Source organism: Burkholderia sp. WP9, assembly GCF_900104795.1.
Lineage (GTDB): Bacteria > Pseudomonadota > Gammaproteobacteria > Burkholderiales > Burkholderiaceae > Paraburkholderia.
Map to the genome: position 1 here is coordinate 771,464 of NZ_FNTG01000002.1, position 25,856 is coordinate 797,319.

A 25,856-nucleotide genomic window follows, 5' to 3' on the forward strand; every position below is an offset into this window, starting at 1 on the left:
AACCCATTGTGGCGATCTTAAGACTTCCGATATTCCGCTTTTGTTTACCGAACGCCTTAACTATTAATGTCGACTCAATAAAATCCGCATTTTTATTTGGCAATATAGGGAAAGCCCGATTGAATCAGTAAAATAAACGGGCCACTGCGAATCGCTGCATAAAAATGCCATCCAGCCTGTAAAGACTCTTTTTAGTCAGACAAATAAGGATGCCTGACAGCGGGTTTCCCCTGCCCTGTGCAGTCGCTGCCGCCGCGCCGTAAACACAGTCAGCGACAAGCCACTCGCCGCTAGCGAACCCCAACCTGACCGACCACTGTGCGAAAGCAAAAACCGCTATGACTTTGAACAAGAAACTGGCGTCGATGATCGCCGTCCTCTGGATCGGCCTGATCCTGATCGGCGGCTTCGGCGCATGGCAAAACCGCGCCTCGATGATTTCGGACCGCCGCGATCAGTTGCAAGCGCTGATCGACCAGGCCAACCATATCGTCGGCCGCTACTACACACTCGCACAACAGCACACCCTCAGCGAAGACGAAGCCAGAAAGCAGGCGCTCGCCACACTGGCGGCCATGCGCTACGGCAAGGACGGCTACATCTCCGTCAACGATTCGCAGCCGGTCATGCTGATGCACCCGTTCAAGCCGGAAATGGTCGGTAAGAACCTCGGGCAGTTCGTCGATCCGGCGGGCAACCATCTGTTTACCGATATCGTCACCGCGGGCAATCGCGAGGGCGGCGGCTTCGTCGACTATCTGTGGGCCAAGCCGGGCAACGATAAGCCGGTGGCCAAAACCAGCTACTCGCTGCACTTCGTCCCGTGGGACTGGTATATCGTCACCGGCATGTATATGGACGACGTACAGAGCGCGTTCTATGCCAATCTGCTGCGCTGGCTCGTGATCACCGTCACGCTCGGCGCGATCGCCACCGCTGTCATGCTGCTGGTGCTGCGCAGCATTCGCCGCTCGCTCGGCGGCGATCTCGAAGCCGCCGTGGAGCACGCGCAGCTGATGGCGCGCGGCAACCTCGCCACGCGCGTGCCGGTCCAGCCGGACAGCGCCGGCAGCCTGCTGCACGCGCTCCAGACGATGCAGGCCGGTCTCGTCGAGACCGTGTCGCGCGTGCGCCTCGGCACGGAAAACATCAATATCGGCGCGACCGAAATTGCCGCCGGCAACACGGATCTCTCGCAGCGCACCGAAGAACAGGCCGCCGCGCTCGTCGAAACCGCGTCGAGCATGGACCAGATGACGGTCAACGTGAAGCAGAACGCGGACAGCGCGCAGCAGGCCGCACACCTCGCCGGCCAGGCCGCGGACGTCGCCACGCGCGGCAGCCGCGTGGTCGACGATGTGGTGCGCACAATGGGCGAAATCACCACCAGCTCGCGGCAGATCGGCGACATTATCGGCGTGATCGACGGCATCGCTTTCCAGACCAACATTCTCGCGCTCAACGCGGCCGTGGAAGCGGCTCGCGCCGGCGAACAGGGACGCGGCTTCGCGGTGGTCGCAGCCGAAGTGCGCAGCCTCGCGCAACGTTCGGCCACGGCGGCAAAGGAAATCAAGGCCTTGATCGAGACCTCGACCGATACGGTCGAAGCCGGCGCATCACTGGTCGCCAACGCCGGTTCGACGATGGGCGAGATCGTGCAGTCGGTGCGTCGCGTGAACGAGATTCTCGAAGAGATCAGCAACGCCTCGCGCGAACAGAGCGCGGGCATCGAGCAGGTCAATCGTGCAGTGGGCGAAATGGACCAGGTCACGCAACAGAATGCGGCGCTGGTCGAACAGGCCGCGGCTGCCGCGCATTCGCTGAAGGATCAGGTGGGGGTGCTGCGCGAGGCGATTTCGAGCTTCTCGCTGCCGGCCTGAGCATTGTCGGACCACCCGGGAACGACACAAGCAGGCACATAAAAAAGAAGGCGCTCAACAGGCAGGGAGCGCCTCTTTAACACGCCGCGTCGGAGTCGACGCATTAATCGAACGAAACAGCCGCGCGGATTTTCAAGTCCGCGCGGTTTTTTTTATGCCCCTGCCCCTGCCCGTTTGCGGCACTCGGCACTCGGCACGCGGCCCTCGGCGGCGGCGCCCTCCGCGACATCGTACCCAACGAATATCAGCTTGCATGAACCTCGCATACAGATTACGTTCTTATTACAATTGGAGCGACATCGGTTGCCGGGGCGATTGCGCCAGCCACCCAAAGTATTCATTGCCGCCGATCCACGCGGCACAAGTTAATCGAGCTGTTCGATATCCGCACCCAATGATCCACAAGAAGAAATCCCAGTCTCACGATCCCTACGCGCCCGTCGCGAAGAACCAGTTGCTGGCCGCGCGCCTGCCCATGTGGCGTTCGAAATTCATCGTCCTGCTGGTGTTCGGCGCGTTTGCCTCGCTGGCGGGGCGCGCGTTCTGGGTGCAGGTGGTGAACCAGGACTTCTACGTCGATCAGGGCCAGAAACGCTACCAGCGTACCCTCGAACTCGACGCGACACGCGGGCGGATCGTCGATCGCAACGGCTCGATGCTCGCCGTCAGCCTCGCGACCTATGAAATCTGGGCCTCGCCCAAACTGATCGACGAAGCAGCGGTCGCGCCGCTCTCCAAGCTGCTCGATCTGCCACTCGCGGAGCTGCGCAGGCGTCTGAACGGCGACAAGACCTTCGTTCTGCTCAAGCGGCAGGTGGATGCCGAGACCGCCGGACATCTGTCCAAACTGGGCCTTGCCGGCATCACGCAGATCGCGGATTCGAAGCGGTTCTACCCCGAAGGCGAATCGGCGGCGCACGTAGTCGGTTTCACGGATGTCGAGGACAACGGCCAGGAAGGCGTCGAGCTCGCCGCCAACGAGCAGCTGCTCGGCGTGCCCGGCCAGCGTGAAGTGATCCGCGACCGTCTGGGCCGCGTGGTGTCCGAGACCCGGCCGCTCGTGCCCGCGCAGAACGGCGACACCATCCACCTCACGATCGACCGGCGGATTCAGCAGCTCGCTTACGCGCAGTTGAAGGAAGCCATTGCCAAACATCACGCGGAGGCGGGCAGCGTGGTGGTGCTCGATGCGCGCAATGGCGAAATTCTGGCGCTCGCCAATTATCCGAGCTTCGATCCGAACGACCGCGCCCGCCTGACTGGCCGTCAATTGCGCAATCGCGCGGTGGTCGACACCTTCGAGCCCGGCTCGACGATCAAGCCGGTGGTCGTCGCGCTGTCGATCGACGCAGGCAAGGTGCGGCCGCAGAGCATCATCGATACCGCGCCGGGCTGGTACAAGATCGGGCCGGCCGTGATCCACGACACCTCGAATCACGGCGCGATGACGGTCGCCGAAGCGGTGCAGAAGTCGAGCAACATCGCGCTCGCCAAGCTCGCGCTGAATCTGCCGGCCGAGACGATCTGGACCAAGTATCAGGAATACGGGCTCGGCCTGCGCCCCGAGCTGACCTTTCCGGGCGTGGCGTCGGGCAAGGTGCGTCCGTATAAACGCTGGCGTCCGATCGAACAGGCGACCATGGCGTATGGCTATGGGCTCTCCACCTCGCTGCTGCAGATCGCGCAGGTCTACACGGCCTATGCGGGCGACGGCACGATGCATCACGTGAGTCTGTTGCGTAATGGAGCGGGGGCGGGAGCGGAAGCCGGCGCCGCGCAGTCCACGGACAAAAAAGGTCATACGGTCACGACGCCGGCGACCGCGCGCGCCATCCGCTCGATGCTGGAAATGGCGACCGGCGTGGGCGGCACAGGCCGCGCGGCAACGGTGGAAGGCTACCGGATCGGCGGCAAGACCGGCACGGCGCGCAAACAGGTCGGCGCGAGCTACGCGAAAAACCGCTACCGCGCGCTGTTCGTCGGCATGGCGCCGATGAGCGATCCACGGCTGATCGTCGCGGTCATGATCGACGACCCGGCGGGCAAGGCGTTCTATGGCGGCACGGTGGCCGGTCCGGTGTTCAGCGGCGTGACGGGCGGAGCGTTGCAATTGCTCGGCGTGCCGCCGGATGCGCCGGTGGGTGTGAACGGCGTTAGCTGAATGGCCTGAGGTAGACCGTATGAATTGAGTGGCGTTAGCTGAATGGCGTGAGGTAGACGGGGTGAATTGAGCGGTGTTAGCTGAATGGCCTGAGGAAGACCGTATGAATTGAGCGGCGTGAGTTGAGCGGTGAGGTCAACGGCGTGATCCGCTCGTAGCGCGGCAGGGGCCCAGGAAACGCAGTCCTCGCGCGAAGCTCGCATCGCGCCCCATCCCTTCGCACGGACGGCAAGCCCTGCGGCGCGATCAGGCATAAGCAATGATGGGCCGAAGCGGCGCGCAATCTCTGCAGAATGCGCCGGCGAATCAGCCGCACAATCGCCGCCGGATGCGCCAACTAATCAGCCGCGCAATCTCCATCCGCATTCACCAGCGCTTCGATGCGATTACGGCCGTTGCGCTTGGCCTGGTACATCGCGCGATCCGCTTCCTCAATGATCACGCTGCCCAACGTGGCCGCCTCGGCCTGCGTACCGCTGACCATCCGCGCCGCCACGCCGATCGACACCGTCAAGGCAATGCGTTCGCCGTTATCGTCCTGCAAAGCCAGCCTCTCGACCGCCAGCCGTACACGCTCGGCAACGGTGAGCGCGTCGGCCCGGTCACCTTGCAGCAGGGCGGCAAATTCTTCACCGCCATATCGTGCCACGGTATCGCCGAGGCGCACCTGCTGCCGCACACAAGCCGCCACCGCCGCCAGCGCGCGGTCGCCGGTCTGATGACCGTAGGTATCGTTGATCCGCTTGAAGCTGTCGATATCGATGAACAGGCACGCCACCGGCATGCGATAGCGAACGGCGCGCATGACTTCCTCACGCAGCCGCTCGTCGAAGTAGCGGCGATTGGCGAGGCCCGTCAACGAATCGGTCATGCCCAGTTGCTTGAGCCGCTCGCGATGCGCGACATTGTCGAGGCTCGCCGTCACGATGCTCGCGAAGCGCTCAAGAATGTCGGTGGCCATGCCTTGACCGAAACGCGCAGGATCGTCGCTGCCGAGCCAGAGATAGCCGCTGACGGTGTCGCCCGCGGCAAGCGGCAGCAGGATCGCACTGGCCGGCGCTTCGGCGTCGCCGAAGAAAGCGCGCCGCACCGTGTCGTCCAGTTCGCGCAACGTGCCGAGCCACGGCCGGCCATCGTCGCATAGACCTCGAGCGGCAAAACCGCCCTCGCGCGACGTTCGCAGGTTGGGCTGGTCGAGCGCCTGCAAGGCGGCCGGTTCGAGCAGTTCGCGCAGCATCGGCGCGCGGTCGTCGAGCCAGAGCGTCACGCCCGTGAGCGAGAACTCCCGCGGCAAATGACTGATTAGCGTATCGAGAAAGGACGGGAAATCTTGCGCCCCGATCAATCGCAACTCCACGGTCTGGAAGCGGCGCAGCGTGCGCTCATTGTGCTGCACGGTATCGACGAGCGAGCGAAGGCGCTCGGAAAGCGGCGTTTGGGCGAGATTCGTCACGTTATGAGGTGCGAGCCCGAAGGCGAAGCGGGGTCGGCAGCCCCAACCGCTCTAATAACGGCCGATTTCACGAGGTCTTGAGGGTACGCGCCGACTACGCTTTTTCGCGATCTTAAGTCTCGCTTAATTCTTTGCTGTAACCATGAGGCACAACATCCCCTGTTGAAGCCGCCAGAACATCGGCGGCGCTTTTTCTCAAGGGTGTCGACGACGCGCGATAAGACGGGCTGCAGGCCCGCGAAGAAGGAGTCAAACCATGGATGAAAACACGGTATTCGAGCATCTGCGCGCCATGCCCGGCAACGAATGGGTCCACCAGATTCATTCGTGCAAGGTCTCGGACCCGCTGCAGCATCCTTGGGGACGTTCTTACCGGCTCGTCGAATGGACCATGAAGCACACGCCCGAATCATGTCGCCGGGTGGTGCCCGCCGAGAGCACTCCGCTTGAAATTGCTCAAGCTGTCGTCTCGCACGTTCCGGGCCGGCGCTTCTGCCAGCACGGTGACGAATAGCACGCGACAGCGTCGCTCACACGTCGCGCATGCATTGCGCTAGCCACGCGCGGCAATCGACTCGCAGTACTCCAATGCATCATCCAGCCGGTCGTTGCCCCAGAACATTTCATCGCCGACAAAAAACGTCGGGGCGCCGAAAATGCCGCGCGCCGCGGCCGCCGAGGTCTGCTCACGCAGGCGCAGTTTGTTCGCGTCGCTTTGCGCTTCGGTGATGATCTGCCGGGCCGGCAATCCCAGTTCCTCGAGCGCCTCGCTCACCACCTCCATCGAGCCGATGTCGCGGTCATGCGCGAAGTTCAGTTGCATGATCTGGCGACAGTACGCCGCGATCCATTCGCGCTCCGCGCCGAGCAGCGCCACGCGCATGGCGAGGAGCGCCGCACGTGGGAACGTGCTGGGACGCTTCAGCGGGATGCCATATTTGCGGCATTGCCGTTCCATGTCCTTCCATATGTACGCGCCCTTCTCCTTCTGCAGCACGAACGGTGAATTGTCGAAACCGAGATCGCGGAAAACAGGCCCCAGCAAGAATGGACGCCAGCCGATTCGCACGCCCCTTGCTGCAGCCAGAGCCTCGATGCGCATCACGCTGAGGTAGCTGTAGTTACTGCCGAAGTCGAACCAGAACTCGATTTCCGGTGCGCGCGTGATCGCGCGAGATGCGACATCGCTCATGTTTACCTCTCCGATCGTATGCAGACGCATGGCGCCCACCCGCGCCCCACGTCTTGCAAAGCTTAACAGTCGCCCGGCGCGCTTATCCCTATGATGGCCCTACAACCCGCCACGTCAGATGGTCATACACCATGCGCTATCCCTACGACATTCTTACTGCCACGTGTCTTTTCATCATCGTGGTCTCCACGTCCATCATGCTCGCGCTGTGTTGAACACTTGAGCCGCCTCGCGCGGAGGAAGTGAACCTGCGAACGCGCTCTACGTGCGTTCGTAAAAAGACGGGATATACTGTACATATATACAGTACTTTTTCGTCTGAGCAATGCGTCTTCCACCCTTCGATCCGCCCACGCTCGCCGAACTGCGCGGTTGGTGGCGCACGCGCGACGAGCAGGCCGTTCAGCGGCTCATCCTCGAAATCCAGCGGCAGCGGCTTACGCTGCTGGAGCTGCGCAACCTGATCGACTGCGGCGTCCAGCAAGCTCGCGCAGCGGACCGCGCGCTGGTAGAACGCGGCGAACCGTTAATGACACTGCGCATCAGGATCGCTCAGGAAGTGCTGCGTGTGGGCGATATCGACGACACGCGGCAGATGAGCCGCGCCGCACAGGAAAGACTTGCGGTTCGCACCGAAGGTCAGATGGAATACGCGCGCGAAGGCCGTCTCAGGCGACAGCGCCGCAACATCTAGTCAGAGCGCGGTGCCCACTCTCCTGTCGTGACGGCGCGAAACAAGCGCGCGCATCGTTCAACGCGTTTGTGTCGCCACGCGCAGGCCAAGCGAAATGAACAGCACGCCGATAATCTTGTTCTGCCAGCGCGTCAACCAGGTCAGGCGCCTGACGAGTTTGCCCAGCGGACGAATGGTCAATACGATCAGCGTCGTATAAAGCGCACTCATGCCGACAAAGATTAGCCCGAGCGCGGTGAATTGCAGAAACGTGGAGCCGTGTTCGGGATGAACGAACTGCGGCAGGAACGCGAGAAAAAATAGCGCCGTTTTGGGATTCAGCACTTCGGCGGGAATGGCCTGAAAGAACGCCTTCGAGGCCGACACCGGCGCCACCGCCGGCATATGCGCACTCGCCTGCTTCTCGCGCAATGCACGAATGCCCAGATAGACGAGGTAGGCCGCGCCGACGAACTTCACCGCGTTGAACGCGAGCGCGGAAGTCATCAGCAGCGCCGAGAGGCCGACCGATGCACCCAGCGCATGAATGAAATCACCCACCGCGATACCGAGGCCGGTGAGAATGCCGGCCTTGCGACCGCCATGCACGGTGCGCGTCAAAACCAGCAGCACGGCAGGACCCGGAATCAGAAAGAGCCCGAGTACGACGGCAACGAAAGTCCCCAACGTGGATAGGTCAAGCATGCTGTCTCCTTGATGACGCGCTGATTGTCGCGGACGACCGCGTGGCGTTCAGCGAAAGATTGTAGACGAATGCGTGCAATTCGATTGATGCGCGGCGCGGAGGCGGCAGACCACGGCGACAATGACCGTGCTCTACGCGCGAATGCATGGCAGGCCGAATCCGTCCGCAGCCGCCGATCCGTTACCATGGCGGGCACGGCGCCGCGTGCGGCCCGCATTTTTTCATCCACCGAAGTCTTTGCCTTGCCCACTTATACCTTGCCCGCGGCGCTGAGCGCGGAACTCGAGATTCGCAAGAGTCGATTTATTGCGTATGCGATACCGGTCGCCGACCGCGACGCCGCGATGGCCGAGTTGCGGCGTCTGCGCGACGAGCATCCCGCCGCGACGCACGTCTGCTGGGCGTTGCTGGCAGGCGGCCAGTCCGGCATGTCCGACGACGGCGAGCCCTCCGGCACCGCCGGCCGGCCGATTCTGGAAGTCTTGCGGCATCACGATCTGGACGGCGTGCTGGCCGCCGTCGTGCGCTACTACGGCGGCGTGAAGCTCGGCGCCGGCGGGCTCGTGCGCGCGTACACCGATGCGATTGCTTCGGCTTTACTGGATGCGCCGCGCGTCGAGCGGATTGCGCAGGTTTCGCTGACCGTCGAAGTCAGCTACGCCGACGAGGCGAAAGTGCGCCGATGGATCGACGCCGAAGGCTATACGCTTGCGGACAGCGCTTACGCGATGCTCGTGAAGATGACGATCCGTCTGCCTGTCAATGTGATGGAGGACGCTCAGCGAGCGTTGGTGGATATGACTCAGGGGAAAGCCGGGTTCTTCTGACGGCTCGGCGTGACACGCCCTCTGTTGCGTGCGTGTTCGCCAGCAGTCGGTATAGAAGATCGCGTCGTCAAGGCTCAAGACTTCGCCCGGCTGAAATGCGAACGGGTTGATCTGATAGTAGTCGACGCGTTCACCCATTTGTTTTGCCATACTTAGCAATATTGAACCCACGCGTTAAGTACGGGTACGCATCAACCGAACCGCGAATCGACAATGGGCGTGCGCGCCGCAATCTCTGCGCTATCGCAAGCTCAAGCGTCGCCATCAGCGATTACGAGCATGCCATGTGCGGGACTGACGCGAAGGGTTGTCACACGCGACTGTTATTGTCGTGAGATAACGATTACCGCATCGATCTGACCGGACCCAGGACGCGCGCGTAACAGTGATCCTCTATTGACACGGTGTTTATCACAGCGTCTGCTGGTTATGATGAGCACGCCCGCTTGAAACCAGCGTGAATCCGGGTCACGATGTCATTAAGAGATGTACGGGGCCGGGCCGCTGTTACCATGTCGTTTATTCCCCCGGAATGATTCAATTTAAAAGGGTAACTCCTCTGACTTCGACCGCCGCTTTTTCCAGCACAGCGCCTGAGTCGCCGCGCCGGAGCGCGTCTGCGCCGCCATCGCTCAGTCACACGCACTCCCCCTTGACGACAACCGTGCTCAAGGGTTGCGGCACGATCGCGCTGCCGTTGATGCTGTCCGCCTGCTCCTGGTCGTGGTTTGGCCTGAATAGCACGCCGCGCGCGGCGGCGCATCCAACCGGCTGGCTTAGCGTCGCCCCTGCCCGTGACTTCCCCTATATGCCGGCCCGCAATGGAGAGGTCTCGCCGAACCGCATCGAAAACACGGCAATGACGGGCATCGTGCTCAAAGACGATATCAATGAAACCGTGCGCGACGGCATTGTGAACCGCCTGAAAATCGCCGGTTTTCATCTCGACGAAGGCAAGCGGGTTCTCAGCGGCAGCATCGAGAAATTCTCAGTGGACGACACGCGGTCGCCGGCGTTCTGGACGCTCAAGATGCGCTATGTGGTGACCGATGCCACGACCCAGAAGGTGGTGTTTTCCACCACCAAGACGGTCAAGCAAAAATCGCCCAAGTTCACCAGCAACACCATCGCAATCGAAGACACGGTCAGGCTGAACGTCGACGCGTTGATCGGCGATCCGGGGTTTGTCAAAGCGGTGAATTGAGGGCGCCGGCAGCGTGAGCTGGAACGGGTTTCGCTACAATAGGCCAGAGGGTATCGCGCGGGCTGCCGTTGCGCCGTGCGATGGATCTCCAACGTCCGTTCACCGTGCGAGCCGTCATGTCCATTACCGCCTGGCTGTTTTTTCTACCCGCCTGTTTCGCGATCAATCTGGCGCCCGGCCCCAATAATCTGCTGTCGATCAATGTGGCGGCGCGTCATGGCTTCATGACCGCGTTCGTCGGCGGCACGGGCCGCCTCGTCGCTTTCGCCTTGATGCTCGTGCTTGCCGCAACGGGGCTTGCGGTTGTGTTACACGCTTCGGAGTGATTCTTTCTGGCCATCAAACTGGCCGGCGCTGCTTATCTGATCTGGCTCGCCATCCAGCTGTGGCGCAGCGACGCGCCAACCATCGACACGACGCAACAGGACGATGCCTCGCTTGCACGGGTCGCGCGGCGGGAGTTCCTCGTGGCCGCCGGGAACCCGAAAGCCATTCTGGTGTTCACCGCGTTTTTGCCGCAGTTCGTCGATATCGCCAAACCCATGCTGCCGCAGTTCGCCGTGCTGGGCGTCAGTTTTCTGGTGCTGGAATGGTTTGCTATCGCGTTGTATTCGTGGGCGGGGATGTATCTCGGAAAATGGTTGGTCCGTGCGACGGTGCGGCGATGGTTCAATCGGTGTTGTGGGGGTTTTCTGGCGGCGATTGGGGTGGGGTTTTTGATGGTGAGGAGGGGGTGAGGGTATCTGGGAAAGCGGTTAACCGCTTTGTCGCGGCTGGACGATTCGAGCCGGGACGCCGACTACCGTGACATGCGGCGGCACGTCGAACGTGACCACGGCGTTCGCGCCGATCTTCGCATTCCGCCCGATCGTCACCGGCCCCAGTATGCATGCACCCGCACCGATTAGAACGTTATCCTCGATAACCGGCGCACCTGGCTGCCCTCGGCCCCCAATCACTACGTTGGGTGCAATGACTATATCGCTACCGAGCACCGCGTGCCGATGCACGACGATGCCAAGTCCCTGATAGCCGAACACCACATTTCGCCCGACTATGACAGACGGCGGCAAGGATACAGAAAAGACCACGCGGTTAAAGACTTTTAGCGCCCACGGCAAAAAAGGCACATGTAGACGATGAAGTAGATGCGCTATGCGATAGATGTGCAACACGAAGGACTTCCTTGATTGACTGTGCGCGCGATTGGCTCGCCCCGGCTACCGCTGCACGATTAGCGCCTTACCTAACATAAGCGCGAACTTGCTGTTCGTGACCAGATAGCGGCGCCACATACGACGCGGCTCCTGCAGGACGCGAAAGAACCATTCCAGCCCCGCCCTTTGCATCCAGCGAGGTGCCCGGTTGACTTTACCGGCCACGACATCGAACGTTCCTCCCACCCCCATTACGAAATCGACACCGAGCGCCGCTTGCCAGCGGTTGATGAAATTCTCCTTGGTAGGCGAGGTAATCGCCACGAACAGCAGTCGCGCGCCTGACTCGCGAATCCGGTCGACAACGGATTGCTGGTCATTGCCGAAATAACCGTGGTGATATCCCGCGATTCGCAGACCAGGATAGCGGGCCGTGCATATCGTGGCCACGCGTGCGACCACCTCGTCGGTCGCGCCGAGCAAATACACCGGAAGCCCTAGCCTCGCCGCCTCCGCTAGCAACCTGTCGAACAGATCGACGCCGGCAACACGTTCAGGCACCTCGTGACCAAGCATCCGCGCCGCCCAGATCACGCCCATCCCGTCGATACTGATCAGGTCACAATACTGGACCGACTTTGCCAGTTCGGTGTCGGCCTGCATATGTACGAGCTTCGCCACATTGACCGCGACGTGCTGGGTGAAGCGTCTAGCAATAATTCGAGTCAAAATCGCGGCGACCGTTTCTTCCATTGTCGCCACATCCATAGGACATCCAAATACTTCAATGCGCTCCATAAAGCCACTCTGCCTGTTCTCTGACATCCCACATATGAATAGCGTGTCGCGGATGTTGCCTTTATTTCTTCGACACCGAAACCGGTCCAAAAAACAACGTAATCTCGCTGACATCGGACGCAGAACCATTCCACCCAGACTTGTACAGTCCCATTTTCAAATACGCGTCCTGCACACCCATGTAGGCATTCGGTACCCCTTGCGATGCAAACACCAACCGTCCGTCCCTCCACAACTGGGTCGAAGCGTGGTGACCGGAATCGTCGCCCACATAGCGCAGCGACCAGTTGACCCACTTGCCCTCGTCAGCGTCCGCGCAGCACAGCCACTTGCCGGCGGAAACAGTCGCTGTATTCGCCCCTCCACGCTCCGAAATGGCGTACTGCTTACCTTGCAAACTCAACGCGATCGTTGGGCCGCCGGTCCATTCACCTTGATGTACCTGGGTGATGATGACCGCCTGCCTGGCGTCGAAAGTGAAACCAACGGGTATGAACGTGCTCCATCTGATCAGATAGTCTGTTCCCTGCGAAAAACTCACCGCTCGCGGAAAGATCAACTCTGCTCGAGGAACGCCGTTCGCGATCTTCGAAAAGTCTTCGGATCGAGTCATATGAATACGCAAGGCCTTGCGTCCGGCAACCACCGGGTCGTCGACCACGGTGATACCGCCGGGATTTGCCTGAACGCCAATGCCTGCATCGATACCATCCTTCCACGCCGTCGAGAACAGCTTGTCGTACGTGCTCGCCCACGCGCTCATTTGCGGATCGGTCCACGCGACTCCGATATCCTGGGCGCGGGCAATACTTAAACTTCCCAGAAGGCAAATCAGCAACCATCCATAACTCATATCAGCCGCTCCCGTTGGGAATCACCCACTTTCCGATAGCATCGAACGTATTGACCGACAATCGCGTCAACCGAATAACGGCTTAAGGCTCTTGACACCGCTTGCCGCCCCATTGCGCGTGCAAGATCGGGGCTTTCGACCACCTGCCGGATTCTTTCCGCCAGCTCGTCAGCGTCGCCGCAACGGACGAGGTAGCCCGTCACCCCCTCCTCGACCAGATCGAGGAACCCACCGACTCGCGTACCGATCACTGGGCGACCGATAAACATCGCCTCCAGTGTCGAGATGCCGAACGCTTCAAAATGACTCGGCATGCAAAACACGGCCGCGTCGCGATAGAACGCGAGCTTTGCATCGCCCTGTAACCATCCGACAAAGCGCACCCGCTCACTCACGCCGCAGTCGATCGCCGCACGATTCCATCTAGCCATATCGCCGGCGCCCGCCAAGCGCAGCTCAACCTCGATGCCTTGTCGGTTCAGCGACGCAACCGCCCTCAGTAACTCGTCGAGCCCCTTGCCCTCCGTGAATCTGCCGGCAAAAGCGACGTATGGCATCGCGTCCGTGCCCGTCGCGCTTGGGAAGTCCTGCAAAGCCGCGCCTGCCGCCAATTCAGCGCTATACGCCGTGTTCCCGATTACATGCAGATCATGCGCAACACCCTGATGGATCCGCAGTTCCGCCGCAATTGCCGATGACACAGCTACCACCGCGTCTGCTCCGCGAATGAAGCACAACACCGCTTTGCGAGTGGCAGATCCACTGCGGGTCCAAAAGTATTGGAAATTACCTGCATGCAGATGAAAGATTGTCTTTTTCCCGCACAGACGCGCAAGCAGATACAACATGAATTTTCGGTAGAAAGAACCTCGGACCGACACATGGAAATGAATCAGGTCGACACCCTTGAGCAGCGCGAATAGAAAGCACGGAATATCGACTAGCAGAAAGCACAATAGTGATCTCAGGCTTTGAAAACCATGCGTTTCGAAGATGGCCAGCATTACACCGGCATGCAGAAACCTCGCCCGTTGCGCGCCCAGCTCGGCGAGAACAGATGCAATGCCGCCTCGCTGCCCCTGTCCTGGTCCCACGTGCAGCACGCGCATCGACGCCGGTTCATGAGGCGGGCGCGCGTTATTGTCCCGACGCTTATTCACCATCCAACCTTCTCGTTAGAGGGCGGAGATCTGCCGCACCACGCTCGACGAGCACAGCAATCATGGCGAGATATGGGCTGACGATTGCAGAGACAAGCACATGCCCCGCAGTGCAAGCCGTTCCCATCAAAACGATATAAAACCATTTGCCAAAGCCCGGGACGGCCCCGTTTCCGCGATATAAGAACGCCCTTCCAACACGCCACAAATACAGAACACAAACTGGCAAACCCATCGCCAGCACCAGATCAGGCACGTCGATCTCAACCAGATAGCGCACTACCGGATAGCCGCCCGTGAGCAATGGCACAAAGCCTTCGCTTGCCACCTCGTCCCATACATTCGAAAACTTGACGTCGCGCCCGGATAAAATCATGGTGAGCATTCCGCCCTCGCCGGCGTGATCATGCTGATACATGAAATATTGCAGACTGAGATCGACAGCGCTTCGCACGCCCGGCAGCGACAGGTAGACGGCCCCCGCCAGGCCAACCAGTACTGCAACGAGAGCCGCCGCGCGCAAGGTCGCTTGCGGCACCCGATGCCGGCAATACAAATACGAACATGTCATGGCAAGCGCTCCTGCCATCGCCGCCTTGGTGCCAACAAGGCATGAAGCGAGCACGACGCTGCCGACCAGGGCGCCGTTCCATACCGTCCAGCCCGACGTCAAAACTCTGAGCAGGCCATAGCCAAGCGCCACGATCATGAGGGCGGACGCTTCGTTCTGCGCGTACACAATGCCCTTGTAACCAGAGCGGATTTGCGTTTCAGCCCAATAGCTGCGAAACATATCGATCGAGAACACCGCGCCCACCACGATTGCCAACGCGTAGGCAAACAGCGTCAAACGCACGATCGGTTCGAGTTTCTCAAGTTGGCTGTCGCTCATTCCCGAGAGCGCTGCGAGACAGACAAAAAAAGAGAATACTTTGAGAACGAAAACAGCTTGCTGCGTAAACTCGGCGCTTGTCACATCCCCGAATACGACCGCCCCTGCCGACGCGATGATCGCCAGCACGGCCAGTAGCGCCGTACGCCAACTTGAAAGCCTTATCCGGCCGCCTGCGAGCATAAACAGTATCAGTCCGCCCACCATGCTTCCGCGCACGAACAGCGAGAAACGCGCGTCACCGCCCGCGCTCTCGATTCCATGCGCAGCCAGGACTGACAGGTAGTCCGCGAACGGCGATAGCGCGAGTCCGCCCGCGAACACCATCCATATCAATGGCGTTCCAGGCTGGCGAGTCGGCTCATGCGCCGCCAATCGGTTCCCCTGCTGCACGAATACGGCGTCAGTCATGGCGCACGCTTGCCGCATGGCTCACCGATGACGACCGCTGCAATGCAACCACGCTCCAACGAGCCGCGGTTCGCAAGAGGCGCATCGGCCAAAGTGCCACGTCATGCAATGACGCGCGCGATCTTATCCCTGCTCCACGCTCCTCTTCGATACTGCTTGGCAACCGTTCGAAATCCTCCCACACGGCATAGGGACGCAATTCGGCTACGCGAGCGCCGCCCTCGTCGCGATGCCATGGCCAGTCATCGAGCAAAGCGCCGAGTGGGCCTTCCGAATAGGCGAGAGCCTGACTGGCCGCCCGCGCTGAGATCCAGTAGCCCACGGATCCCGATGTCCACTGTTTGAACGGAACACCGATACGCAGTCCGCCAATCGCCGTGACTCGTCTGAGCGGCTCATTGAAGTCATCTCGTTATACAGAAGTGTCATAGCCGTCGCGCAAGATCTGTATGGTGATCACAGCATCCATAACTCGCTGCATGCCAATCCATAGCGTCTTCGCGCCTGGTTCGCCGTCGTTCTTGCGCCCGAGAAATCCGCCCAGTGAGCCGACCATCCGTATCATCTGGTTGAGCGTCGGCGGTTTTTTGGGACGCGCTTTCTTACAGAGCACATGGGCGCCGTGTATCTCGTCAGCCGCAAAGAACAGCGACGCGTCCAACTCCGGACAGGTCCTGCCCACACGCATGAGCCGCGCGATACGCCACGATACGACCATGTACAGCACGAGCGCCTTTTCTACCCGCTCCATCTGTGAGAGTTGCAGTGCCTCGACCCCGCAGGCGTTCTTCAGGACGTTGAAGAACATTTCTATTTCCCACCTCGCGCGGTACCAGTCAACGAGTTCGATGAGGGCATGCGCATCACCTGCTTCGCGGTTGGTCACAAGACGCCAGATAACGGGCTTCACACCCGCTGGCGCATCCACTTCATACGCCTCGACGCAGGTGAGCTTGACACCGGCACGCCCGGGCAGCGTGACGCGCTGGCTACGCAGTTCCTGCCTCACTTCACGCGCCTTCTGGCCGCTGCGCCCGGGCAGCACGAAGCTGATGTGGCCGAGTACCCTGCTGGCGTGCACCGTCTCCCACAAACTTGCTTCGCCCTTGAGCGCGCGATTGTGTTGCGAGCGCATCAGCCAGTCCGCCGGTTCACCCAGTTCCTGCGCACGCTGCATGAGCGCGGCGATGTCGCCTTCACGATCGGCCACATACACCAGCCGCGTGTCAGGCAGGGCCCGTGCCTGTTCGGCCACGATCTCATAGCTTTCGATCCACCGCGCACTTTCCTTAACGCCCCCACGCTTGCCGTTTGCATCGCGTGGTTCGCGCGCCCACATCCATGCGTTCATCACACCCAGCGGCTCCCGATCCGGTGTCACCGCATAGGTCGCGTGAAGATACATGCCCACCTGTGCTTCATAACAGAGCGGGCCAGCCCCTTCGATATCCTGACCGTTAAAGTTCAGCTCTGTCGTATCGGCAATGCACAGCACCACCGGCAACTGCCCCATGCGTGCCGTGGTACGGTCCCAATGCGGCTGCATCATGTCGCGCCAGTCGATGTGCTCATTGCCCAAAAAGCGATATGCAGCGATCGTCTCTGACCAGCCTTCGCACGCGCCCGGAATGCTAGCCGTGGGTCGGCTGGCGAACCGTTTGACCAGCTCCTTCGCGCGCCGGTCTCGCCGTGGATCACCCAGATCCAGCGTCTCAAATTCCTCGTCCACCCATGCTCCTGCGTCGTCTCGGATCTTCATGCTGAAAATCCGAGAGTAAACGCGAAATCCGCACAGTTAACAACCCCCTTGCGGCTAATTTTTTACTCCACCATCCTTGCCGCAAGTGTCGAGTTGTGTATAAAGAGATGCATTGAAGTAGGTCCACGATGACTCTGAGCGGCGCAATTTGGATTGTCCAAGCAGAACAATATCGGCAATGGCCGACAACTCGGACTCGTTGATACGCAGCACATCATCAAAGAATGCCGGTTCGAGGATCGCATCGTCTTCGAGGATTACCGCAGCGCGACCCGCTTCAACAATCTTGCGCCACACCGAGCGATGGCTCATAAAGCACGCCACTTCCGCACGGGTCAATGAGCGTCCGTAACGACGGCGAGCCGCAACATCGTCGTAGGCGGCATCCAGTTCGATCTGAGTAAGGCAACGCCCATCGACAGCGTCCTCGAAACGGAATGGCGCGTCATGGTCACCCAATAATCCGGCAATTGCATCGCGGCGGCCGGAACGAGACAGGGATATGACATGAACAGGGACCAGGCTTGGCATCATCGAATCAACAATTGGGTAAAGTGGTGGCGCAGCACTGGCTTGCTCAAGATCATCGAGACATACACGGCAAGCAACAGCGCCTCAGCGGTAAGAAGCGACACCGCGGCGCCATCGGCGCCGAAACGCGGCGTCAGAACAATTGCCAGGCCAACGTTCAGCGCGCCAGCCGCCAGCATCAACAGCGACCGCACGCGAGCATTCCCGAACGGCACCAGTACTTGCAATCCAAGAAAATAGGCCAGATTGCCGAACACGCTTGCAAGGCAAAGCAGCTTCAGCAGCGACGCGCTACCCGCATAGCCGGCACCCAAAATCAAAGTAGTAAGCGGTGTCGACACATAGGCGATGACCGCCAGTCCGGCCAGTGTCGTCGACACGATGGCAAGCGCGCCGATCGCCGTGAGCCGGGCAGCCGACCGCGGTTGCGCAAGGAACATCGACGCGATACGCGGGTAGCAAACCGTATTGATTTGAGCCGGCACCATATTGGCCACGGCCTTGAGCTTCTCGGCTGCCGTATAGATGCCCACCTGATACGGCGTCGTCATTGACGCGAGAACAACTGCGTTCGTTATGCCGAAAAGACTCACCGACGCCGATGAAACGAACATGTCGGCGCTTTCCCGAACACGCTGGGAGACCGAACGTAGCGATGCCGATGGAAGGCGCAGAACACCCAGTTGCCGTGCGGCAATCAGAGAAAAGAGTCCCGTTAAAACCGCGGCTCCCCCCTGGATTCCTGCTGCGCAGGCAACATCGTCACTGTGGCGGACGAAGACGAACGTCAGCGGCAAGGCTACAAAGCGGCCCGCCAGTGCGACGGTCGCAAATGCGGAGAACCGCTCGAGTCCCTGCAACAACCAGTTCAGTGTAAAGACATTACCAACCGCCATCGACCAAGCAGCGAGTACCACGGGAAAGACCGAAGCCAGTTTGCGATCAAAGTAGGCAACGACCAGCAGAACTGCGAACGAGAGCGAGCACAGGCATGCTTTGGCGATCATCGTCGACCAGACGAGCTCGTTCAGTGCCTCCGGTTGCCCTCGACGTTCAACGACCGCCCTCGGACCGCTGAGAAAGAATCCCCACTCCGTCACAAGCATTCCGTACGTAGCGATCGCCGTCGCATAGCCAAGCACGCCGAAATGCGCCGCGCCGAGCACACGCGTCAGATAGGGAAACGTCGCCAATGGCACGAGGTAGTTACCGACCTGCCACACCATCATGGCGACGAAGTTCGAGCGGATGCGTGACGTTTTCACCGCCGAATCCGCGCGCGTTGCATATTGATCGCTCACGCGATTCCTCGGCATGTGAACGTTGAAGGACGGGGCGCACTACGCATGCGCCAGCACGCCGCGCGTGTCGATCACGACCTTCGCCTGGAAGCGGACTGGATCCACGCGCCGGAACTGCGCATGGTCGACCAGAATGACGATGATGTCCGCCTCCAACAGCGCTTCGTTCAATTCGCAGAGCCGCACCTTACCGTCGAGCGCCGCGGGCAAGGTTCTGACATTGGGTTCGACGACCACCACCTGCCCCGCGAATCTCTCCGCGAGTTCGTCAGCGATTTCGACTGCCGGGCTCTCACGCAAGTCGTCGATATTCGCTTTGAAGGCCAGCCCGAGACATGCGATCACCGGCTCCTTGAACCGTCGCGCAGCGCGCTCGACGCGGTCGATGACATAGCCAGGCTTGGCGTCGTTGACGGTTCTCGCGGTACGAATCAGACGCGCCTGCTCGGGCGCTGAATCGACGATGAACCAAGGGTCGACGGCGATGCAATGACCTCCCACTCCAGGGCCTGGCTGCAGGATGCTTACACGTGGATGCCGGTTCGCAAGCCGGATCAGTTCCCACACGTTGATATCGAGCTTGTCGCAAATGATCGAGAGTTCGTTCGCGAAGGCAATGTTCACGTCGCGGAATGAGTTCTCGGTAAGCTTGCACATCTCGGCTGTTCGAGCATCCGTCAAGATGCAATCGCCGCGCACGAAGCTTTGATAGAGTTCGCGTGCCAATTCGCTGCACCGTGGCGTCATGCCGCCAATTACGCGGTCGTTCTCAACCAGTTCCCGAATCACGTGACCGGGCAGCACGCGCTCCGGACAATGTGCGATACGGATGTCGGATAGCTCGCCAGCCTGTTGCGGAAAAGTGAGATCGGGACGAAGCTCCGACATCCAGGCCGCCATCTGTTCAGTCGTGCCGACCGGCGATGTCGATTCGAGCACCACGAGATCACCCTTCTTGAGCACCGGCGCAATCGCGTGGCTCGCCGCCTCGATGAAACGGAGGTCCGGTTTGTAGCCGTCCGAGAAAGGTGTCGGCACCGCGATAAGAAACGCATCTGCCGGCTCAGGCGTGATGGTCGCACGCAGATAGCCTTGCGTTACCGCCGCGTGCACCAGCATGTCGAGTTCCGGCTCGACAATGTGAATGGCGCCGCGGTTAATGGTGTCGACCGCATGCTGACTAATGTCCACGCCGATAACACGCTTGCGGCGCGCCGCAAATGCGGCTGCAGTCGGCAGACCGATGTAGCCGAGGCCAACTACCGAAACAGTTTCAAAATCCATTTCTTTTCTAATATCCGTAGGCAAATTGTGTTCGCTCATACCGCTGGAGCCGGACTTCGCGAACCCGGGCGTGACGCGATACGACCGCCGTGGAAGGCACCGCACCGATCCGCGGCAGTTTGTTGAAATCGATTACCTGGCCTTTTCCGCCCCATACTCGGAGAATGCGCCATACGTGCTGGCGCGATGGGGCACGCCGTTCAACAGGACACCGTCGACGGCGCGGCCCGCGCTACCCAGTTGTCGCGTGCTTTCCTGGAGCTCGGCGGCCGAGTGGCGTCCGTGACGGACGACGAGCAATGTCAGGCCGGCGTGTTTGGCCACCAGCACCGGGTCGGTCACCGCGAGCACCGGCGGCGAGTCGACGATCACCACGTCGTACAGCTTGCTGAAATGCGCGAGCAATTTTCCGAAGGCATCGCTCATCAGCATTTCAGCCGGACTGGAGGCCATGCTTCCACTCGTGAGTACATCGAGGTTCGGCAGAACCTGACAATGGACAGCACTGGCCGGTTCGACTCCACCGATCACATCGGACAGACCCGGCTTACCGGGAAGCGAGAAGTACCTGTGCACGTCGCCCCGGCGCATATCCGAGTCGATCAACAGAACGCGCTTACCGCCTGCCGATAGCACCGCGGACAAGTTCACCGAGAGAAACGACTTGCCGACTCCTGGCCGCGGCCCCGTCAACATCACGATGTTGTTGTGCGATTTGAGCAAGCCGAATTGCAATGCGGTCCTCAGACTGCGGATTCCTTCGACCGCGATATCGTCGGGCTGAACCGCCGCGAGCACGTTCAAGCCCTGCACGCCACCACGCGCCGCCTGTTGTAGCGCCCGCTGCCGCGTGCTCTTCGAGACGATCGCGTATACCGGCACGCCGACAGCGCCTTCGATTTCCGACGGGGTCTCGAGCCCGCAATTCAGCGTGCTGCGCACAAATGCGACGGAGCATCCGAGCAGCAGACCGATGACACCCGACAACGCAATCACCAAGGTTTTCTTCGGCTTCACGGGCCTTTCGGCCACCTCGGCGTAGTCGACTGTGTGAACGTTCCCCAACTGGCCCGCCTTTAATACGCGCAATTGCTGCGCGCTATCCAGCAGCTTCGTGTACAGGTCCGTATCGACCCGCACATCGCGCAGGAGACGGAGTTCCTGTTGCTGAACATTCGGCAAAGCAGCGACTTTCTCATTGAAAGCAACCTGCTGTTTCTGCAGTTCCGCAATCTGGGCGTCGATAGCCTGCACTGAGGGATGTTCGACCGTGTACCGTTGTGCAAGCGCAGAACGTTGTTGCTGTAACTCGATCAACCTGGTTTGACTATCGACGATTGACTGCAACAGGAGTTTGCCTTCGGCCTCCAGATCGACGGTGCCTTTCCCGGTGCGGAACGCGTTATATTTCGCCTCGGCTTCGTCAAGGCCCGCGCGTAACTGAGGAAGTTGTTCGCCGAGGAACTGCAACATCTGCTGTGCCTGCGCAGACTTCCTGTCCACATTTCGCTGAACGTAAATGCTCGCAACACGGTTAACGGTCGCAGCGGCGCTCGCCGCGTCCGCGCCTTCAAGCGAGACAGCGACAATGCCCGACTGTTTCGCCTTCTCCCTGATATTGAGCGCGCTTTGCAGATCCGCTGCCGTAAGTTGTGTCGAGGCCCTCGCCAGATTGAACGACGTGCCCGCGCGCGCAACCATGCGGTTCACGCTCAGTTGCACCGGACCATACCGTGTCATACCCTGCGCCGTGGCGCCAATATGGCCGTGCAGCACCGTGCGGCCATCAGGGCCCTGGAGTTCGAATGCCTGGTTCGCCTCCACCATCAATCTGAAAGACTGATCGTAAAGCGCGGCGGGGACGTCGAATTGCATCACATCCAGACTCTCACCGCCCCACGCGAAACGACTCATCCCCAAGACGGGATCCGCCGGAGCGCCTGCGGTCACATACCGCGCGACCAGCGCGCCGATTAAGGGAAACCGGTACGGCGTTGCCTTCACGTCGAGATGCAAACTACGGACAGTTTCTTCCACCACCCTCCGCGATCGGATCAGTTCAATTTCGGCGTCGGTCGACACCTTGCTCTGGAACAACGATGCAAGGTCGCCGAGTTTGTCGTTGAGCGTATCACTGCCAGGGTCGCTGTCGACCTGAATCATCACATCGGCTTTGTACAATGGCGTGGCGAAAAACGCATAGGCCACGCCGAGAAACAGCATTGCCGCAGTGGTCAGCGCAATGAGAAGCCGGTTCTCGCCCAACAAGGCAATGACATCGGACAGCGTGATTTCCTTTTCGCTCAGCGCGTCGGCCGAGCGTTCCCGATCAAGTAATTTCATAATTCAGTGCATCAACCTGGCAATGTCTTCGCACCATTTCAAAACGCTGTGCTCGATTTGCGCGAAAGCCAGTTCAAAAATGACACGATGCCGCTGATACGGATCCACAATATCAAGTTGCTCATGCTCGCCCAACCGGAATACCTTCCCCCTTGCGAACGGGAATCGATCGAGAATCAACGCGCGCTGCGTGTTCGTCATGGTCAGCACGACATCTGCTGCGCGCACGTGTTCGTCGCTCAGTGCCTCTGCCACATGCCCACTAATATCCATCCCATGCTCACGCGCAACCTGGATCGCCATCGGATCCGCATGCCGGCCAACGAGCGCTCGCGTACCTGCCGAACTCACTGAAACAAGTGGCAGCGCCCGCTCGAGAAGTGCCCGCGCCACCGGACTCCGGCAGATATTCCCCTCACACACCATCAAAACCCGGGTCATTTCGCAATCACCCCCGCAGTCAAGCCCGTGCTGATCAACGGCATCAACAAACTCAGCACACGATTGAAGCGAACGAGACCGCTACCATCCACATACACCACGTCCTTCGGTTGCAGCTCGAAATCCTTGGCGAGCAGCATCGCGACCGGTGAATGGCCGTCGAGGTGAAACACTTGCGGCGTGCCCGCCAGCGAACCGCGGATCACGAACATCTGAGCGGCGTCGGCGGTCGAAGCATTCACGCTGCCGGCCTGCGCAAGAGCGTCGGCCAGCGTCATGCGCCCCGTTCGACGCGGAATCGCAGAGACCGGTTTGTTCACTTCGCCCATCACGTATGCGTCGTTTTCGTCACGCGACACGACGCGCAGCAGGTCGCCTGGTTTCAGATAGAGGCGCGACGGGCTCAATCCCTGTGCAAGCATCTGGGTCAGGTTCACGCGATAAGACCGTTCGCTGCGAACCAGAACGAGGTCGCTCTGGTCGGCCGCTTCACTGAATCCACCTGCGCGGCCCACTGCTTCGTAAAGCGACATGGGCACGTCGTTGACCGCCAATGTGCCGGGGCTACGCACTTCTCCATCCACGTACACCTGGTGCGCCCGATACGACGCCATCCGCACGGTCACTTGCGGTTTGACCAGGTACTTGCCGAGCGCGCTACTCAAGCGTTGCTGTATCTCTTCGGTGCGCAGGCCGGCCACTTGCAGGGTGCCCGCGTACGGAAACGTCAGGCCGCCGTTCTGATCGACGACGAATCCAGCGAGCGGATCACCCGGCCGCGACGAAGATTGCGTTTGTGCCGACCCAAGTGCCGCCGCGAATTCCGGATGATCCCAGACGACAATTTGCAGCACATCGCCCGGCCCGACCGTGTATGCCAACGGCGCTCCAGAGAGCAATTGCGACAGTTCGATCTGCTGCTGTTTCCGGCTTTGAGCCAGTTGCGAGATCAACTCCGCGTCGACCTCCGTGATGGCGATGTCCGGTGTGCCCGCCGTTGCATCGGCCTTTTCGCTTGCCGCGCCTTCGCTGGCTTCTCCAACCACGCTCGACGTATTGGACCCACCCGACTTGTCCTGCACGCGAGACGTTTCCATTCGCATACCTGGCGCCACTGCACATCCACCGGTCAGCAGGATTACCGCTGCCATCAAAACCCCAAGCCTGAACGCCGGCCGGGTTGAAAATACCGCTAACATCTTGTTCAACCTATTCAAGAGAACGCGCCGAAGCCGCGTTCTCGCTGCCCGCTATTGGGCAGATTTCATTCATATTCCACTGGGATATGCGCCGTCTTCCACAATCGGCACGGCTTCATGATCAATCTGGTTTCAGATCGCGATGAAGCCGCGCGTCAATACGCATTCCGATGCCGCAACCCCTTCACCACCGTCGCAAACACAATCCGCATATCCAACCCAAACGACCAGTTACGCAAGTAGTACAGATCGTGTTCCACCCGTGCCTGCATCTTTTCAACCCGATCCGTCTCTCCGCGAAAACCATTGACTTGAGCCCACCCGGTAATACCCGGCTTGATCCGGTACCGATGGATATAACCGTCGACGATGCCGCGATACTCGTCATCGTGTTCGATCGCGTGGGGCCGCGGCCCCACCACCGACATCTCCCCGCGCAGCACATTCAGAAACTGCGGCAATTCATCGAGACTCGTGCGACGCAAGAACGCGCCCACGCGAGTGACACGCGGATCGCCACGCGTAGCCTGACGAACGACACCGGTGCGCGCCGCGTGCTTGCGCATGGAGCGAAACTTGTAGATGCGAAACACACGTCCGTCCGCGCCCTTGCGCCGCTGGGTGAACAACACCGGCCCCTCCGACGTCGCCTTGACGGCCACTGCAATCGTCACCATCACCGGCGCCAACGCGAGCAACGCCGTGAGCGCGAACAGCCGGTCGAAAACCGCCTTCTGAACCAACGCGTACGGAGTCATCGGCGATGCCATCAGATTGATGGCCGGCGTGCCAATCAGATCGACCACGTTCCGATCGAACATCGCAAGACTGCGTACATCAGGAATGAAGCGCACGTTGACCAGGTCGCCGCTGAATTCGTCGAGGATCCGCAGCATGGTGTCCTCCTCTGACATGGATAGCGCGAGCCACACTTCTTCGACCTGCTCACAGCGTACCCAGTCCGCGAATTCGGGCAGACACCCGAACGACGGCAAGCCCGGAAAATCAGCCTCGTTCCCCTGCCGCGTGTTGAACGTGGCAACCATCCGGAAGCCCGCTTCCGGCGAGCGCACGATATTGGCGATCACACGGTCGCGATGCGCGCCGACGCCCACCACCGCCACCGTGCGCAGGTTGCCTCCCGCCCGCCTCATGCGGCCGAGTACCGCATGCACCAGCAGTCGCGAAACGACCAGCCCAACCGCCGTGATCGCGGTCCAACTCACGCACCAGAGCCGCGACACTGATGCAGCACGGTGAAGCAGGAACAACATGGCAAGTCCGCAAACCTGCACCGCGATCCAGCCGAATACGATGTTGAAACTCAAACGCCATTTCGACCGGCCGCGCCACGAGTCGTACACGCCGAACCATGGCAACAGCACAATGGCAAACGCCATATCGAACGCGACGAACGCACCCTCGAAAATCGACAGACCCGGACGAGGCACGAACGCGAGCGAGGCCAACGACGCGCCCAACGCAATCAACATCACGTCGAGCAGGCGCGCCAACATGCTGTCCACGTCCGCTAAATTCCGGCCGGCGGGTTGACGAATTGCCGTTCGCATGGACCTCGCCCTAACACGCGTGAGGGTCGCGGCGCCGGGCACCAGCTTCCACGCCATGCA

Annotated in this window: 22 protein-coding genes and 1 pseudogene; 7 read left to right on the forward strand and 16 right to left on the reverse strand. The window is 60.5% G+C overall.

The window, feature by feature from the left end:
- Nucleotides 1-338: 338 nt before the first annotated feature.
- Together BLW71_RS24755 and BLW71_RS24760 are read left to right on the forward strand one after the other, a co-directional pair.
- Nucleotides 339-1,880 (forward strand): methyl-accepting chemotaxis protein, encoded by a 1,542-nt coding sequence (locus tag BLW71_RS24755; protein WP_091802911.1) that lies wholly within the window; start codon nucleotides 339-341, stop codon nucleotides 1,878-1,880.
- 394 nt (nucleotides 1,881-2,274) lie between these two features.
- Nucleotides 2,275-4,041, forward strand: a complete 1,767-nt coding sequence (locus tag BLW71_RS24760) for a peptidoglycan D,D-transpeptidase FtsI family protein (RefSeq protein WP_091802914.1) — start codon at nucleotides 2,275-2,277, stop codon at nucleotides 4,039-4,041.
- Nucleotides 4,042-4,378: 337 nt separating this feature from the next.
- Here the strand turns inward: BLW71_RS24760 and BLW71_RS24765 are convergent, their stop codons facing one another.
- Entirely contained in the window at nucleotides 4,379-5,494 is a 1,116-nt protein-coding gene (locus BLW71_RS24765) for a GGDEF domain-containing protein (RefSeq protein WP_091802916.1), read from the reverse strand.
- A gap of 256 nt (nucleotides 5,495-5,750) precedes the next feature.
- Between BLW71_RS24765 and BLW71_RS24770 the strand changes: the two genes are divergently transcribed.
- Nucleotides 5,751-6,008, forward strand: coding sequence for a DUF2866 domain-containing protein (locus tag BLW71_RS24770; protein WP_091802919.1), 258 nt, complete (start codon nucleotides 5,751-5,753; stop codon nucleotides 6,006-6,008).
- A gap of 39 nt (nucleotides 6,009-6,047) precedes the next feature.
- On the opposite strand, the gene BLW71_RS24775 is transcribed toward BLW71_RS24770, so the two are convergent.
- The gene (locus BLW71_RS24775; RefSeq protein ID WP_091802923.1) at nucleotides 6,048-6,686 is read right to left on the reverse strand and encodes a 2-hydroxychromene-2-carboxylate isomerase; all 639 of its coding nucleotides are present in this window, start codon (nucleotides 6,684-6,686) and stop codon (nucleotides 6,048-6,050) included.
- 325 nt (nucleotides 6,687-7,011) lie between these two features.
- Here BLW71_RS24775 and BLW71_RS24780 point away from each other — a divergent pair, with 325 nt between their 5' ends.
- Nucleotides 7,012-7,380: a hypothetical protein gene (locus BLW71_RS24780; RefSeq protein ID WP_091802926.1), complete on the forward strand. Its 369-nt coding sequence runs from the start codon at nucleotides 7,012-7,014 to the stop codon at nucleotides 7,378-7,380.
- Nucleotides 7,381-7,437: 57 nt separating this feature from the next.
- On the opposite strand, the gene BLW71_RS24785 is transcribed toward BLW71_RS24780, so the two are convergent.
- Complete coding sequence (locus tag BLW71_RS24785) at nucleotides 7,438-8,064, reverse strand: LysE family translocator (RefSeq protein WP_091802929.1); 627 nt, start codon at nucleotides 8,062-8,064, stop codon at nucleotides 7,438-7,440.
- A 243-nt stretch (nucleotides 8,065-8,307) separates the two neighbouring features.
- Between BLW71_RS24785 and BLW71_RS24790 the strand changes: the two genes are divergently transcribed.
- From BLW71_RS24790 to BLW71_RS24800, 3 genes and pseudogenes are all read left to right on the forward strand, one after another.
- Complete coding sequence (locus BLW71_RS24790) at nucleotides 8,308-8,892, forward strand: IMPACT family protein (RefSeq protein WP_502686857.1); 585 nt, start codon at nucleotides 8,308-8,310, stop codon at nucleotides 8,890-8,892.
- Nucleotides 8,893-9,556: 664 nt separating this feature from the next.
- Nucleotides 9,557-10,096, forward strand: coding sequence for a hypothetical protein (locus tag BLW71_RS24795; protein ID WP_091808823.1), 540 nt, complete (start codon nucleotides 9,557-9,559; stop codon nucleotides 10,094-10,096).
- A gap of 116 nt (nucleotides 10,097-10,212) precedes the next feature.
- A pseudogene (locus tag BLW71_RS24800) lies at nucleotides 10,213-10,833 on the forward strand (LysE family translocator).
- An 18-nt stretch (nucleotides 10,834-10,851) separates the two neighbouring features.
- Here the strand turns inward: BLW71_RS24800 and BLW71_RS24805 are convergent.
- From BLW71_RS24805 to BLW71_RS24870, 13 genes are all read right to left on the reverse strand, one after another.
- On the reverse strand, nucleotides 10,852-11,271 hold the full coding sequence (locus tag BLW71_RS24805) for a serine O-acetyltransferase (protein ID WP_091802932.1): 420 nt from the start codon (nucleotides 11,269-11,271) through the stop codon (nucleotides 10,852-10,854).
- 45 nt (nucleotides 11,272-11,316) lie between these two features.
- Nucleotides 11,317-12,051, reverse strand: a complete 735-nt coding sequence (locus BLW71_RS24810; protein ID WP_177205113.1) for a WecB/TagA/CpsF family glycosyltransferase — start codon at nucleotides 12,049-12,051, stop codon at nucleotides 11,317-11,319.
- 61 nt (nucleotides 12,052-12,112) lie between these two features.
- Nucleotides 12,113-12,904 (reverse strand): heparin lyase I family protein, encoded by a 792-nt coding sequence (locus tag BLW71_RS24815; RefSeq protein ID WP_091802938.1) that lies wholly within the window; start codon nucleotides 12,902-12,904, stop codon nucleotides 12,113-12,115.
- Nucleotides 12,901-14,067, reverse strand: a complete 1,167-nt coding sequence (locus BLW71_RS24820) for a glycosyltransferase family 4 protein (protein WP_353615894.1) — start codon at nucleotides 14,065-14,067, stop codon at nucleotides 12,901-12,903. The genes BLW71_RS24815 and BLW71_RS24820 overlap by 4 nt, the downstream gene beginning before the upstream one ends.
- Nucleotides 14,057-15,367, reverse strand: a complete 1,311-nt coding sequence (locus BLW71_RS24825; RefSeq protein WP_143048392.1) for an O-antigen ligase family protein — start codon at nucleotides 15,365-15,367, stop codon at nucleotides 14,057-14,059. The genes BLW71_RS24820 and BLW71_RS24825 overlap by 11 nt, the downstream gene beginning before the upstream one ends.
- Before the next feature lie 412 nt (nucleotides 15,368-15,779).
- Nucleotides 15,780-17,126, reverse strand: a complete 1,347-nt coding sequence (locus tag BLW71_RS24835) for an IS4 family transposase (RefSeq protein WP_091797797.1) — start codon at nucleotides 17,124-17,126, stop codon at nucleotides 15,780-15,782.
- A gap of 54 nt (nucleotides 17,127-17,180) precedes the next feature.
- A complete protein-coding gene (locus BLW71_RS24840) occupies nucleotides 17,181-17,660 on the reverse strand; it encodes a glycosyltransferase family 25 protein (RefSeq protein ID WP_286162091.1) in 480 nt (159 codons plus the stop codon).
- A complete protein-coding gene (locus tag BLW71_RS24845; RefSeq protein ID WP_286162092.1) occupies nucleotides 17,657-18,958 on the reverse strand; it encodes a flippase in 1,302 nt (433 codons plus the stop codon). The genes BLW71_RS24840 and BLW71_RS24845 overlap by 4 nt, the downstream gene beginning before the upstream one ends.
- A gap of 39 nt (nucleotides 18,959-18,997) precedes the next feature.
- The gene (gene wecC / locus BLW71_RS24850; RefSeq protein ID WP_091802943.1) at nucleotides 18,998-20,242 is read right to left on the reverse strand and encodes a UDP-N-acetyl-D-mannosamine dehydrogenase; all 1,245 of its coding nucleotides are present in this window, start codon (nucleotides 20,240-20,242) and stop codon (nucleotides 18,998-19,000) included.
- Between the two features lie 132 nt (nucleotides 20,243-20,374).
- Nucleotides 20,375-22,585: a polysaccharide biosynthesis tyrosine autokinase gene (locus BLW71_RS24855; protein WP_091802945.1), complete on the reverse strand. Its 2,211-nt coding sequence runs from the start codon at nucleotides 22,583-22,585 to the stop codon at nucleotides 20,375-20,377.
- A gap of 3 nt (nucleotides 22,586-22,588) precedes the next feature.
- Nucleotides 22,589-23,026, reverse strand: a complete 438-nt coding sequence (locus BLW71_RS24860; protein ID WP_091802947.1) for a low molecular weight protein-tyrosine-phosphatase — start codon at nucleotides 23,024-23,026, stop codon at nucleotides 22,589-22,591.
- A complete protein-coding gene (locus BLW71_RS24865) occupies nucleotides 23,023-24,225 on the reverse strand; it encodes a polysaccharide biosynthesis/export family protein (protein ID WP_459252302.1) in 1,203 nt (400 codons plus the stop codon). The genes BLW71_RS24860 and BLW71_RS24865 overlap by 4 nt, the downstream gene beginning before the upstream one ends.
- Nucleotides 24,226-24,380: 155 nt before the next feature.
- Complete coding sequence (locus BLW71_RS24870; protein ID WP_091802952.1) at nucleotides 24,381-25,796, reverse strand: undecaprenyl-phosphate glucose phosphotransferase; 1,416 nt, start codon at nucleotides 25,794-25,796, stop codon at nucleotides 24,381-24,383.
- Between the last annotated feature and the right edge of the window lie 60 nt (nucleotides 25,797-25,856).